17 protein-coding genes and 1 pseudogene are annotated in these 14017 nt (G+C 40.3%); 1 reads left to right on the top strand and 17 read right to left on the bottom strand.

What is annotated here, in order from left to right; genetic code table 11:
* From DX933_RS01980 to DX933_RS01920, 13 genes and pseudogenes are all read right to left on the bottom strand, one after another.
* A pseudogene (locus DX933_RS01980) lies at positions 1-367 on the bottom strand (transposase); the annotation flags it as partial.
* A 252-nt stretch (positions 368-619) separates the two neighbouring features.
* On the bottom strand, positions 620-928 hold the full coding sequence (yabA, locus tag DX933_RS01975; RefSeq protein ID WP_123314797.1) for a DNA replication initiation control protein YabA: 309 nt from the start codon (positions 926-928) through the stop codon (positions 620-622).
* Positions 929-981: 53 nt separating this feature from the next.
* Positions 982-1812 (bottom strand): PSP1 domain-containing protein, encoded by an 831-nt coding sequence (locus DX933_RS01970; RefSeq protein WP_123314796.1) that lies wholly within the window; start codon positions 1810-1812, stop codon positions 982-984.
* An 8-nt stretch (positions 1813-1820) separates the two neighbouring features.
* Entirely contained in the window at positions 1821-2810 is a 990-nt protein-coding gene (gene holB, locus DX933_RS01965; protein WP_123314806.1) for a DNA polymerase III subunit delta', read from the bottom strand.
* 30 nt (positions 2811-2840) lie between these two features.
* Positions 2841-3281 (bottom strand): YaaR family protein, encoded by a 441-nt coding sequence (locus DX933_RS01960; RefSeq protein ID WP_123314795.1) that lies wholly within the window; start codon positions 3279-3281, stop codon positions 2841-2843.
* 27 nt (positions 3282-3308) lie between these two features.
* The gene (locus tag DX933_RS01955) at positions 3309-3638 is read right to left on the bottom strand and encodes a cyclic-di-AMP receptor (protein WP_123314794.1); all 330 of its coding nucleotides are present in this window, start codon (positions 3636-3638) and stop codon (positions 3309-3311) included.
* Positions 3639-3651: 13 nt separating this feature from the next.
* Entirely contained in the window at positions 3652-4290 is a 639-nt protein-coding gene (gene tmk, locus DX933_RS01950; protein WP_123314793.1) for a dTMP kinase, read from the bottom strand.
* 366 nt (positions 4291-4656) lie between these two features.
* Complete coding sequence (locus DX933_RS01945) at positions 4657-6078, bottom strand: aminotransferase class I/II-fold pyridoxal phosphate-dependent enzyme (RefSeq protein ID WP_123314792.1); 1422 nt, start codon at positions 6076-6078, stop codon at positions 4657-4659.
* A gap of 82 nt (positions 6079-6160) precedes the next feature.
* The gene (locus DX933_RS01940; RefSeq protein WP_223805843.1) at positions 6161-6373 is read right to left on the bottom strand and encodes a sigma factor G inhibitor Gin; all 213 of its coding nucleotides are present in this window, start codon (positions 6371-6373) and stop codon (positions 6161-6163) included.
* Between the two features lie 65 nt (positions 6374-6438).
* Positions 6439-6702, bottom strand: coding sequence for a pro-sigmaK processing inhibitor BofA family protein (locus DX933_RS01935; protein WP_123314790.1), 264 nt, complete (start codon positions 6700-6702; stop codon positions 6439-6441).
* 32 nt (positions 6703-6734) lie between these two features.
* Positions 6735-7877 carry an AAA family ATPase gene (locus DX933_RS01930; protein WP_123314789.1) on the bottom strand — a complete coding sequence of 381 codons (1143 nt, stop codon included), beginning with the start codon at positions 7875-7877 and terminating at the stop codon, positions 6735-6737.
* 208 nt (positions 7878-8085) lie between these two features.
* The gene (locus DX933_RS01925) at positions 8086-8907 is read right to left on the bottom strand and encodes an SAF domain-containing protein (protein WP_123314788.1); all 822 of its coding nucleotides are present in this window, start codon (positions 8905-8907) and stop codon (positions 8086-8088) included.
* Between the two features lie 888 nt (positions 8908-9795).
* Entirely contained in the window at positions 9796-10362 is a 567-nt protein-coding gene (locus DX933_RS01920; protein WP_123314805.1) for an LOG family protein, read from the bottom strand.
* Between the two features lie 94 nt (positions 10363-10456).
* Between DX933_RS01920 and DX933_RS01915 the strand changes: the two genes are divergently transcribed.
* Complete coding sequence (locus tag DX933_RS01915; protein WP_123314787.1) at positions 10457-10792, top strand: MazG nucleotide pyrophosphohydrolase domain-containing protein; 336 nt, start codon at positions 10457-10459, stop codon at positions 10790-10792.
* Between the two features lie 250 nt (positions 10793-11042).
* On the opposite strand, the gene DX933_RS01910 is transcribed toward DX933_RS01915, so the two are convergent.
* From DX933_RS01910 to dnaX, 4 genes are read right to left on the bottom strand one after another with little or no spacing between them, the layout of a single operon-like run.
* Positions 11043-11270, bottom strand: coding sequence for a YaaL family protein (locus DX933_RS01910; protein ID WP_123314786.1), 228 nt, complete (start codon positions 11268-11270; stop codon positions 11043-11045).
* Between the two features lie 15 nt (positions 11271-11285).
* A complete protein-coding gene (gene recR / locus DX933_RS01905; protein ID WP_123314785.1) occupies positions 11286-11882 on the bottom strand; it encodes a recombination mediator RecR in 597 nt (198 codons plus the stop codon).
* A 12-nt stretch (positions 11883-11894) separates the two neighbouring features.
* Entirely contained in the window at positions 11895-12212 is a 318-nt protein-coding gene (locus DX933_RS01900) for a YbaB/EbfC family nucleoid-associated protein (protein WP_123314784.1), read from the bottom strand.
* Positions 12213-12257: 45 nt separating this feature from the next.
* A complete protein-coding gene (dnaX, locus tag DX933_RS01895) occupies positions 12258-13937 on the bottom strand; it encodes a DNA polymerase III subunit gamma/tau (protein ID WP_123314783.1) in 1680 nt (559 codons plus the stop codon).
* Positions 13938-14017: the final 80 nt, after the last annotated feature.

Genomic DNA, 14017 nt, shown 5'->3' with positions numbered 1-14017 from the left:
TAGTAATACGTACTTCTTGGAATTTGTAGGACGTCACACATTGCTGATACCGAGTATTTGTGAGCATTATTGCGAATCACATCTACTTTCGTCCCATGATCAGCGCGGCTTGCTTTAAAATATCATTCTCCATTTCCAATTGTTGATTACGTTTCCTAAGCCTGATTAGTTCTTCCTGCTCGGGAGTTCGATTGTCTTTTTCTTCAAACGATCCAGAAGTCTTGTGTTGGCGAACCCATTTATCAAAGGCAGAAGGCGTCAGCTCATATTCTTTGATAATTTCGGCTCTTGATTTTCCTGAGGCATGAAGCTTAACAATTTGTTCTTTGAATTCTTTAGTGAATGTTCTTCGCTTTCTTTTAGTCATAGTTGATTCTCCTCCGATATCCGTTGAATCAAGTTTATATGACCTTAACGAATCTGTCTAGTTAAGTATAACCTATCCAATTCATAGTTGACTTATCGTAGGAAGAAGCTCAAAGTTTGATAGTTGCTGGGCGCTTTAGCTGGCTGGTGTCAGCACAGCACAAAAGCTTAAAAAGAGCCAAAGTTCTATACATTCTTACCCTTGAGAAAAAGGCTGTCTCCTTTATTATGAGACAGCCCTTTTGAATCTGTATTATTTCGTTTTGCTCAAAAAATCCAAACAAAAGATGCAATCCTCATTTTGTCTTGGGCTGCCAAATTCTAAGTTACAAATATGGAAGCCTTCCTCGTACAAACGGGCTAAATTGTCATAGCCTTCCCCTGGAATTCCTTTCACCGATTGCTGCTTAGCAATCTTCTGATCGGCATCCTCCTGGCTATCAAAATGCTCACGCAAATGATGATTTTCCATTGCCAACCGGTGATTTTCCTCTAACAAATCGCCAAGCTTTCCCTTTAGCTCACCTAGTCGTTCATACAACTCACCGATTTGCTTTTCCATATCCGACACCTGATCAAATATCTCTCTATTAGACTGCACGCCTTATCACCCCGCTACTCCGTGGCTTGCGCTATTTTGATGATTCCTTCTTCGACTAGCTCGTCTACTGTATATTCGATAACCCGTTCTTTCTCAGGAATTTCAATTTGCACCAAGCGCTCCAGCATATTCAATCCAACAACACGTCCTTTTCCGTAAGGCGTTTTAATGGATTGGCCAAGATCCGGAAGCTCCCGTTTTGCTTCCTCATACGCATCATTCTCATATTTCAAGCAACACATTAACCTGCCACAAAGACCAGAGATCTTTGCTGGGTTCAATGATAAATTTTGGTCCTTTGCCATTTTAATCGACACTGGCTCAAAGTCTCCAAGAAATGTCGAGCAGCATAGCATTCTACCACAAGGACCAATTCCACCTAACATTTTCGCCTCATCCCGGACACCAATCTGACGCAGTTCAATTCTTGTTTTGAACAATGCAGCCAAATCCTTTACTAGATTACGAAAATCCACGCGTCCATCAGCTGTAAAGTAGAAAATAATTTTATTTCGATCAAACGTATATTCAACATCCACTAGATTCATATCTAGCTGATGGTCCTTGATTTTATCCGTGCAAGTTGTAAAAGCATTATCTGCATACGCTTGATTTTCAAGCACGACAGCTTTATCCTTTTCGTCTGCGATGCGAATTACCTTTTTCAGAGGAAGCACAACATCCTCCTCATCGACGGTACGATCGGCAACAACAACCTTGCCAAACTCTACTCCTCTTACTGTTTCCACAATGACATAGCTGTCCTGTGGAATAGTATACCCATCAGGGTCAAAATAATATATTTTACCCGCTTTTTTAAAGCGGACACCAACAACATCTACCATTCTATGATTCACCTCTGTATTTGAAGCGTTAGTTGTTCCATTACCAAAGTAGCATGGACATTCTGCTTCAAATTCCGTTTTGCCTGCAGCAGTTCATGAAGGATGGTAATTAGTTTCTGCTGTGAGTAAAACATAACCAGCTGATTGAGTTGTTCAGCTGGCATATGCAGCATAGCTGTGTCCTCCCCACTGCCCAAATGCGCATACAGAATATCCTTAAAAGCTAGCAGTAGCAGATCCAAGCCCTGTTCTTGCTGGCTCCGTTCCTTAAAATGTGGAATCCAATGCTGATGTATAAATAAAAAGACATCCTCTGGTTTATGGACAAACATTTCAACCAATTGTACCACTAATTTTCGACCCTCTGCAAACCATGCATCGGTACTCCAAGCGATTGCATCGTCTACATTGTTTGTAAGGGCACTCATTAATACTGCATCCTGCTGCTGAAGCCCGGCATCCATTAGCTGCCTCTTGAAGGAGGTCGGATTCAATGGCTGTAAATCAATGACCTGACACCGCGAACGAATCGTTGAAATGATGGACTGACTATTTTCAGTCAGCATAATCGCCGTTGTCTGCTTACTTGGCTCCTCTAAAAACTTTAGAATTCGATTAGCAGCATTTAATGTCAACGTATCAGCAGCTTTAATAATATAGACCTTACGATTTGACTCCAGTCCGGAATAGGTGAATTCTTTTTGCAGGTTTTTAATTTGTTCTATTTTTATCGATTGACCATCTGGTTCAAGCCAATGCACATCGGGATGGTTTCTAGACTCAATCCGCCTGCACATGTTACAAACACCACACGGCTCAACATCTGATTTATTTGTACAAAACAGCCCCTTGGCTAATAAGAGCGCAATTGCCTCTTTCCCAGTTCCACGCTCACCCTGTAACAAATAAGCATGGGATATCCGCCCTTTTCGAATGCTGTTCATTAATATTTTACTTGCCAATGGCTGGACTTCCGAAACATCAGACCATGTTTTCATCATTTTCCTTCTCCGTTCATTTGGAACAGCTCACATATACAAATTAACTAGCAGACCTTTTATTTCACCTATCAATCCCAGTAGATCCACTGATTTTTTTTCATGGCTCATTATTTCCTCAGTTAATTGCAGTAGCTTTTCATCTATTTCTTGGATAATCGTTAAATTACGACTTTCCCCACTCAAACTAAAATGATGATTTTGCTTTAATTCAAGACCGTTCGAAACAGCCTCCTCCAAAAATCCTTTTACCAAACGCTTAAATTTCACTAGATCCCGTAAAGAACGATAACGGGCCAGCTTATTTCCCTGCACGGTTATTTCCTGTACGAGACGTTGTAACTCCTGATTACCTAATTTATTCGTATGAGACTGGACAAGTCCCTTGAAGGACGTATTTACCTCTCCCGTAGTTCGTGTATTCCGCTGGATGGTATCCAATTGTGTGCGCATATCCTGGTTGACCTTCATTGTCCAGCCTCCTTTCTAACCAAATCATTAAAATTGTAAAAACGATTCGATTGGCAGAATAAATACCGTAGCCCCACCAACCTCGACTTTAACCGGTTTTGGAATATAAGAATCAGCATTACCACCCATCGGTGAGATTGGTGCTACCATTTGCTGACGCTGTGAGCAATTATCGCGAATGATATTCAATGCTTCATCCACATACTCATCCTCACACCCAATCATGAGTGTCGTATTCCCTTCCTTTAAAAAACCTCCAGTTGTAGCTAGCTTCGTCGTTTGAAAATTACCCTTACCAAGGGCATCTGTTAAACGATTTGAATCCTTATCTTGAATGACAGCAATAATTAACTTCATCATCTTACCTCCTTTAAAATGGATGGTGCTTCAAAAATTCAGAAACTTGAAGAAGCGTTTCATTCTCAACCTGTTCAAGTGTTTGATCCGCCTGAATGGTTTGAATGCGATCGGAAAATCTTTCCACAACCAATTGATAGCCTTCATATACTTGTTTATGAAAGGATAACGCCTCCAAATCCAAACGGTTTCTTTCTCTATCTTTATTCACTGCAATTCGATTCAATCCCTTTTCCGGATCAATATCAAAAAACAGTGTTAAATCCGGCATGCAATCACGAATTGCAAACCGATTAATGGCAAACACTTCATCTATTCCAAGCCCTCTTGCATATCCTTGGTAAGCAAGGCTGCTATCAATGAAACGGTCACATAAAACAATTTTACCCGCTTGTAAGGCCGGTAATACCTTTTCGACTAAGTGCTGTCGTCTCGCAGCAGCATATAATAAAGCCTCCGTTCGGCCATCCATCATCGTATGTTCCGGCGTCAGGATAATATTTCTGATTTTCTCGGCAATCTCTATACCGCCGGGCTCTCTCGTTGTCAGAACAGCATAGCCCTGCTCTTTTAAATGATCTGCAAGTGCAGCGAGCACAGTCGTCTTACCCGCTCCCTCGCCACCCTCAAATGTAATAAAACATCCATGCATGCAAGTATGCTCCTTTATATGAAGTGTAACGTTAGTCGGCGAGCATAGCTTCTACCTCGACCGTCCTTGTAGCCTCCTGCCATCCTCCACCAAAAGGAATGAGGAATAGCTTGAAATGATTAAATACCAGTGAAAGCAGTATTGTTTTGTTCGATTAATTGATACGAACCTACACACAGACCCTTTGAAACTTAGTCAAATGTCAAATCACAGGATTTTTGAAAAAGCACCTATTTTAAAAATAGGTTATCCACTTCTATTGTATCATGCTTTTGCAACCTTTTTCACGTTTCAATATTCTTTTTCTGTTCCGATATCATTCATATGTAAAATGCTCATCATACACGATACAAATCTGCATGCCGATTACATTTCAAAAATAGATATACCAGTATCCAAAGCCCGATGCTGGAAGGTTGCACCCTGCATGTGCATTTGTTGAATCACATTAATATGATGGGATGTGATCCTTTCACCCTTTAGCAAAATAGGAATACCCGGTGGATATGGAATCACCGCTTCCGCTGCTACAAATCCAGCAGCAGCCGGAAGAGGAATCCTCCGCACTTTTAACGTTTGCATCTCCGGATAGGAATACGCCAACTGTTGAAACGTATGAGAAAAAAGATGCACAATTGGCATGGCTGCCTTTTCGATATCTTTTTTTAACCGCTCATCGACCTGTTTGATTGCTAACTGTAGCCGTTTCCTTTCCTCCAAGCAAGCCAAGCCATGGATAAAGAGCACCTCATGATCAGTTGCCAATTCCGGATAAATGCCTTCCTGTTCAAACGCATCTGCTATCTCATACCCTGTTAACCCAGCTGCAGCTTGCAAGGTAATCTTTAACGGATCATTACTATCAATTACCTGCCAGTTTTTCGCTGTTTGAAATAGCTTCCTAACCTCTTCTGCACTTGTTAAAATACTTGCCAATTTCTCCTTTGTCAGCGTTGCAAGATAAAATCGTGCCACATCCAAGGAGGCCATTAACGGATAGGAAGGACTACTAGATTGCAGCATTTGTAAATAATGTGCCAGCCGCTCCTTTGAAACAAGGTCGGATTGGCAATGCAAATACGAGGCCATTGTCATCGCAGGTGCCATTTTATGAGCGGACTGTACAACCACATCTGCACCAAGTTCGAGTGCAGTACGTGGAAATGGCTTCCCCAATGAAAAATGCACACCATGCGCTTCATCCACCAATACCGGCATGCCATAATCATGTGCCAACCTTGTTATGCTTTCCAAATCATAAATGGTACCAAAATAATCCGGATAGGTTAGCACAACCCCTTTCGCATCTGGATGCTGCTGAATGGCCTGCTCCAACCCTGCCTCATCCGGTGCAATATATCGCATTTTTTTATCGTCATATGTCGGAGAAATAAATATCGGTGCCGCGCCAGCCAATTCTAAACCATTCATAATGGACTTATGGCTATTACGCTGTACAATTAGCTTATCCCCCGGTTGACATACAGCCAAAATCATTGCCAAATTCCCTACTGTACTTCCACCCACCAGAAAAAAAGTTTGCGCAGCTTGAAAATACATGGCTGCCAGCCGCTCCGCATCCCCAATGACATCGGTTGGTGCATGCAAATCATCCAAGCCCGTTAACTCCGTCAAATCCATTCCAAGTATATTTGCAAAAGCATGTTCTGCTTCCCTTGGAAAAATCGTACCATTCTTATGCCCTGGGACATGGAATGATAAAGTGCGACGCTTACCAAATTCCTGCAATCTATTAAAAAGCGGCATCCGCCTCTGATCTATTGTCATGATTGAGTCCCCTTCTACACATGAAATTAAACTTATCTTAAGACAATAAAAAAAGCCTTTGCAAGCAAAGACCCTTTCCAATCTATGAAAATAAAGTTGGTTGGTTTATATTTTTTAGCTTATCCAAGTAATATTGATATTTTTCTTCACGCGGTTCAGTATGAATCATATTATACTCACATTCACAACAAATGAACATCGTATACAAATGAATCCCCCGCTCCTTCTTCTCCTCACAGATGCCACAGCGTTCCATATAAGTGGACTCCTTCATATTCCCACCTCCGTTAGCCATTAGCATCTCCCAATCTAGCGAAAAATATACCATGAAACTGGCAAACTTTTTTTAAACTCGCATGGTTAGAAGATAAACCACTGGATTGCGGCAAGTGACGCCAGACCAAACACACCTAAAAAACCGGATATTGCTGCAGTAAATAGATTAATTGGAATATGAAGTCCAAATGAGCCACCAATTACATTGATAAAAAACAATAACAGAATACCAATCCCAAACTTAACCGTCCCCGTTGCAATCAAACGCATCGGTTTCGCTGGAGCACCAATAAATAACAATAAAATAATCAGCCCAACTATGACTGAAATAACAATTACAGAGCTCACGTCAGCCTCTCCCTTCCCTTGTCCACCTAATATTATGTATGATGTAACAATAGAAAAAAGAACGGATTTGGCTTGATGACATCTGTTTCTTTATACCAAACCCGTTTATGGGCCATTTCTATCATCCATATTTTCCGTATAGGGTAGGTAATGAATTCATTTACGTCTGAAGGCACCAATTCATTACTTTTCTCCAACCGATTAATCAAAACCTGTAAGCGACCATTTGTATCCATGCGTAAACGTTTAAAAAGATCTTGGACCCGCTTAAATCCAGTTATCGAAGGTGTATCCAATGTCATGACATAATAGATAAGTTCAGACTCTGATAGCGCTGTAAATGTTTTTGAATCCATATGTGCTGGTAAATCAATAATCACCATGTCATATGCCCGTCGACAAGTGCGCAGTAAACGAATGATGTGGTCTTCTGTCATCCGTTCAGCCACCTCTGCATCCTGGGGGCTTAGTAATAAGTCGAGCTTGGAATTTGGCTCCTTTACAGCAACATTCCGAATATGGTTTTCATTGAGCTCGTCCATTACCGGAAGTAGCTCCGCATAGGAACGGATTTTTTCAATTCCAAGAAATGTTTCTGCTCCACCATATTGGATATTCAAATCGATAAATAATACTTCAGCTGTCGATTCAAACTTTATGGTTTGTGCATATAGCGTGGATAATAAGGAGCAACCAACCCCACCTTTTCCACTGTAAAATGCATGTATTTGTCCTTTACCTTTCTTGAAAGGCTGGGTTTGTCCAGTAGCAAGTGCCTCTGTTTGGTACTTAATTCGTTCCTTCACTACATACATCACGCGTTCCAGTCTTTCTTTCAGGCTTGGTAACTCTTCAGGAAGCACAAAATAATCATTTACACCTTCCCGTATCAATTCACGTAGCAAAGTAAAGTTTTGCAGGTTTGTAATATAAAAGAATACCGGCTCAAATGAATCACTAATTTCATGTTGAATATACTGAACTACTTCAATGTCCATCGCATGATCATAGTCTGCTAAAAGCACAATATGCGGTGAAATCCGATCAATTTCTGTTTTTATTTCTCTCGTTGATATTGCGCGAAGGGACGCATCATTTCTATTTATATACGATATGATTTGGTTTTTCAGATCCTTGTTATCACAAACTAGTAATATTCTCACTTGGGTATCCATTGTTTATCCTCCAAAGTCCATTCTTGAAATATCGACAAAATGACCATTACATATAATGAAAGCTAGTGGGGTTTTCCTTCTTCCCACACGATGGTTTGATGAACGATTTGGGTGTTCTTCCGTTATCTCCCACTTAACCTATGTTGAATCATCTAAAGTTTTGAGATGAGCGTTTTGCAGACGGTTCACAGGAGTACACGACCAATTGCTATTTTTGATCTTTGTCCTTCTTTTTATCTGTATTTTTATTGGTATCTTGTTTATCTTTCTTTTTGTCCTGCTTGTCGTCGGTTGAATCTTCAACCTGCTCTTCCATATGCTGATTAGATTCCTCCGACTCTATTACATCAGCTTGTACATCCCCGGGTTCTTCATCTTTCTGTTCTACTGCTTTGGTATCAGCAAGCTGTTTATCACCAGCACCTGATTTCAGAACCCTAATATAATCTGCATAATTTTCCATATGAATTAGTTCTGTTGCAGCCTCTGACTTTACTTCCAATGCAACACCACTCATGCCGCCATCGCCCATAAATACTTTTTGTACAGGCACATCCGCCATAAACAATTCTGTAATAGGGTCACCGTCCTCGTTGAAACTATGAGAAACGATGATATCCACTAAATCAAGGTATTCCAGTTCATCATCAAAATGTACATTGCCCTGTTCCAGGAGTATTTCCACCAGCCGATTCCCGTTTGAAGTTAAATCGGTATATGGTTTCAAAATGTTACTTGTAATAAGATCTCCTTCTTTTAATGGAATAATTGATACCTGATTTTCCAATTGATCAAGGGATAAAATATGTGCATCTGTTACATATCTGTTTGGTATTTCGATGCTTATCACATCATTCCCTTTGATTGTTTGTCGCGATGGAAGATTCTTCCCTGCCACATATACTTTTGTCATCTTTCCCAAATCTGCATTTAAGTCCTGGAATTTACTATAAAATAACGTACCCGCTATAACTGCTAGAATAAATGATAGGATTAAAAATATAAGTGCCCTTCGCTTCGATTCAAACATAAGTTTTATTCTACCTTTCCTTGTATATTTAATGGATTTACATAGATTATTCGGTTAGAATATTCAAAATAATAAAGTTGGAATTATACTGCTTGTAACATGTTCCTTAATCAAGGAAATCTCAATGTGGTCAAACCTATAAATGTATTTGGATTAAAAAGCAAGGGTTGGAGTTTATATCATGGGGTCATCAATCTGCAAGCCTTGTACACAAAGACTTCCATTGGGATTTTGGGTATAACATTTAGATATTTTTTCTTTCTGCGACAATCCTGATCAAAATGATTCATTTTGATCACGCCCATTTTATGGGGTATGGGTGCAAGGATGAAGCAGCTGGACTAGATGAAAAGCCATTTGGCTGATATTTACTTTTATTGCTAATTTAGTCTTATGGTAATCATACTAAATATAAAGTGTAAATGGAATTGGCAAAAAATGAATAACTTTACCTATATTAGCAAAAACAACAGAACTAAAATCAAAAATATGATGTTTGCAAAGAATTTTATTCGTCATTTTTATACATATTCACTCATTATTCGACATTATTCTAGATAAATTAAAAATGGATTGTCGTATTTAGGCGGAGCAAATAGGGTCCAAAGACCTTACCAATGATTATTTTCAGTAGGAATTAACTAGTAATTTAGTAATGTTAATTAAATAATCTAATATGAAAAGTGATAGATTATTAAAGCAAATAAAGGGAAAACTTCAATCAGTGGCGTTTATCCTTCACCTTCCACCGGAGATTAGTTGAACGAATTGGGAGGTTGGTGTTCATTAATCTGAGGTAGTTTTACAGACAGTTATACTGAAAAAAAAGAAGACATGCCAAATCAATAGTTTGGCGCGTCCTCTTTTATGGGGTACTTCCATTACAGATTAAGCATATGTTTTAATCGTTGGAGCTTGATAGGTATGGAACCGATCAAGTAACCGATTAGGCATAGATTCCACAATAGCCATGTCCCGATATTTCTCCTGTAAAAATGCTTCCGTTGTCATATGTTGGAACAGTTCCAATAATGGATCAAAATAATTGTTTATATTCAATAGGCCGCATGGTTTTTGGTGAAGTCCAATTTGAGCCCATGTGAACACTTCAAAAAATTCTTCCAGCGTGCCCGGTCCTCCCGGTAATGCAACAAATCCATCTGCCAGCTCAGCCATTTTTGCTTTCCGCTCATGCATGGAGTCGACCACAATCAATTTGGTTAAGCCTTCATGGGCAATTTCACGTTGCTCCAAAAAGCTCGGCATAATTCCAATAACCTGTCCACCTTCACTTAATACAGCATCTGCCACAGCGCCCATCACACCGACACTAGCACCACCATAAACAAGTGTAATCCCGCGCTTTGCCAATTCAATACCAAACTCCCTAGCACTTTCCACATATACCTCTGATGCTCCATTACTTGAACCACAAAATACTGCAATACTATTCACCATTACACCCTCCTAACCAATTAGCGTTTTCATTATACAAGAGTCTGTGTCATTTGTTAAACTTTACAAAGCAAAGCAGAAGGGAGAACTCATAATGGATGTGACAGAATTTCAGCAATGGGTAAAAGAATATTATGCATCACGAGGATGGTCTGATCTCGATATTTTTATTCGGATCGGCTTTTTGGCAGAAGAAACCGGTGAAGTAGCACGTGCAATTCGGGCACTGGAAATCGGCAGGGACAGACCCGATGAAGAAACGGAATCATATAAAAGCAACAAAACAGCTCTTATGGAAGAATTAGGAGATGTACTGGGAAACGTTATTGTAATTGCCAAAAAATACAATATCTCCCTGGAACAGGTATTTCAATTGCATCAAGAAAAGTGCAGTGCCCGTTCAGCAACGTACAAACTGGAGAGCTTCTGATGAGATAAAGGAAACTTGAAGAGCGGAAGCGATTCATAGTTGACTTATCGTAGGAAGAAGTTCGAAGTTTGATAGTTGCTGGGCACTTAAGCTGGACACCGCTATTGTAGCTGGACATCAATTAAAAGTCATAGTTATATTTATTTTTTGCATCAAGAAAAACTATCCAAAAGATATGCACAGGAATGAAAAGACAATTAAAAAAAGACAAGGGAAACCACATTCTTGTGCCCCTTGTCTTTTGATTGATTCACTTCGTATATCGTATCGCACTTATTTTGCGGCGACGAGCTTCACGCAGCAAAAATAAATACTTGGCTTGTGCGATTGCTTCTCTTTTTTGACCATCCACAGTTGGTTCAATACTCTTCTCTACAATAGAACGAATTTGCTTCCATTCAAATTCTACGTTAAAAATAGCAGCCAACAGCTCTTGATCAATATCTTTTTTCTTTACTTTTCTGCTTCTTCTCGCCATGATGTCACCTAAATTCTACAATTCTCTTCTTCCCTCGAGCGCCTTAGAAAGGGTTACTTCATCAGCATATTCCAAATCCCCGCCAACTGGTAGCCCATGTGCAATTCTGGTCGTTCGGATGCCAGATGGCTTCACAAGACGAGAAATGTACATTGCAGTTGCTTCCCCTTCAATATTTGGGTTCGTTGCAAGAATAAGCTCTTTTACTTCCTCATCCTTTAAGCGATTCAAAAGATCAGGTACATTGATATCCTCTGGGCCAATCCCATCCATTGGAGAGATTGCACCATGTAATACATGATATTTACCATGGAATTCCTTCATCTTTTCCATAGCAATCACATCCTTGGGGTCCTGTACCACACAAATGACGGATGAATCCCGTGATGTATCCTGACAAATCGCGCAAGGATCTTGATCGGTAATATGACCGCAAATACTACAATGCGATAGCTCGCGTTTAGCGTTTACCAATGCCTGGGCAAATTCCATTACATCATCATCGTTCATATTCAAAACAAAAAATGCCAGGCGGACGGCAGTCTTTGGGCCAATTCCCGGCAATTTTGTAAAGCTGTCTACCAGCTTTGAAATTGGTTCTGGATAATACATACGTTAAGCCTCCTAGAACATGCCACCAGGTAAACCTTTTGTAAATTGTCCCATCGTTTCATTCGTCTTATCATCAATTTGTTTCAGCACGTCATTCACAGCGGTTAAAATGAGATCCTGCAGCATTTCTACATCATCTGGATCGACAACCTCTTCATTTATCTTTACTTCTGTGATTTCCTTCTTACCATTGGCAAACACAGTTACCATGCCGCCACCAGCAGAAGCCTCAAAGCTCATTTCATGTAATTCATCCTGAGCCTTCATCATTTTCTTTTGCATTTTTTGCATTTGCTTCATCATATTACCCATATTTCCCATACCTTTCATGGAAAACGCCTCCTTTTATAAGTGAACAGTATTTGTCATTTCTAATCAATCATGGATTTCTACCAGATCATCCCCTACGAGCTTCCTTGCTTCATCAACCAGTGGATTGGCCGCTTGCTCTTGCTGGGGGTCTGATGGATCCTGATTCTTTATATATTCCTCCCGAAGCTCCGTCCATGCATGGATTGGAATTGGGATAATTGTCAGCTGCTTATTCATCGTACGAGCCAATACAGATTCCACTAGCTCCCGATTATCTAAAAACAACGAACAATGAATATCATATTTAAATGCCACGACAACAGCTTGCTCTGAACATGCAGCAGGCTTACTATCTATAATGGTTGCATGTGCCGGTGCATTCGTTGATTTCAATGTATTTAAAAATGTAGCCCATTGAGATTGTACTTCCTTCAGGGGTGGCTTTTGTGCTTCCTGTAAAACCTGACGAATTCGTTCATATGGAATTTTATATTGATTCTTCGAGGCACGCGGCTGTGGCTTTCTAACCGGTGCAGCAGCTGGTGCTCCCTGTGCTGGAGGCGCCTGCTTCAATGCTTGTAATTCCTTTTCCAAAGATGCTAGCTTCGCAGTCAGCCCCGAAATGGCCTCTGTATCAGCTGGCTGTGCTTGGTGCTCCACATGTCTATTGGTAATCGTTATAAGTGTAATCTCAATAAATACCTTTGGATTATTCGTCCATTTAATTTCCTGCTGACATTGATTCAGCTGCATAATGGCATCCTGTATCCAGCCTGCATCCACCTTTTCTGCAAGCTGCTTAAATGCATCATCCAATGCAGCACGCTCCAATATGTTTTCCAGTGATGGTGCACTTTTATAGAGTAGCAAATCACGTAGAAAATACAGCAAATCATACACAAATCGTCCCGGATCTTTTCCATTCTGAATCAAATCATCCAATAATGTTAATCCTTGTTTCATATCCCTCTGATACATGGATTGAACCATATCTGTCAAAATTTGCTGGGATACTCCACCAGTAACGGCCAGTACATCCTCCAGTTCAACAGCCGCGTCACTATAGGACACAGCCTGATCCAGAATACTTAATGCATCACGCATTCCACCTTCAGCAGCCAATGCAACAGCATCCAAAGCTTCCTTTGATGCAGACAATTGCTCTGCATCCATAATCGTCTGCATCCGCTCCACAATCGCCTGATTGGAAATTGGTTTAAAATCAAAGCGCTGGCAACGCGATAGGATGGTAAGCGGTATTTTATGCGGTTCTGTCGTAGCCAAAATAAATACGACATGCTTCGGCGGCTCTTCTAATGTTTTTAAGAGCGCATTGAAGGCATTCACTGAAATCATATGCACCTCATCAATGATGTACACTTTATATGGTACAACGCTGGATGCATATTTTACCTTATCACGAATCTCACGAATATCATCAACACTTGTGTTGGAGGCAGCATCAATTTCAATAACATCTGAAATAGAGCCATCTAAGATTCCCTTACAGGCCGCACATTCATTACATGGTTCCTTTGCAGGTGCATGCTCACAGTTGATTGTCTGGGCAAAAATTTTGGCTGCACTCGTTTTTCCTGTTCCACGAGGACCGGAAAAAATATAAGCATGTGAAAACTTTTGCTGGGCAATCGCATTCTGCAATGTACGAGTAATATGTGTTTGACCAACGACATCCTGAAATGTTCTCGGTCTCCATTTGCGATACAATGCTTGATAGCTCATAATGCACGTTCCCCTCCATGATTTCTCCTTAATTATACCGATTATTACGCAGAAAGTGAACCAATGGGAATGAAATTGAC

It is taken from the genome of Ornithinibacillus gellani, from assembly GCF_003730295.1.
Classification (GTDB): Bacteria; Bacillota; Bacilli; order Bacillales; family Amphibacillaceae; genus Ornithinibacillus_A; species Ornithinibacillus_A gellani.
This window is presented reverse-complemented; position numbering and strand designations above follow the sequence as displayed.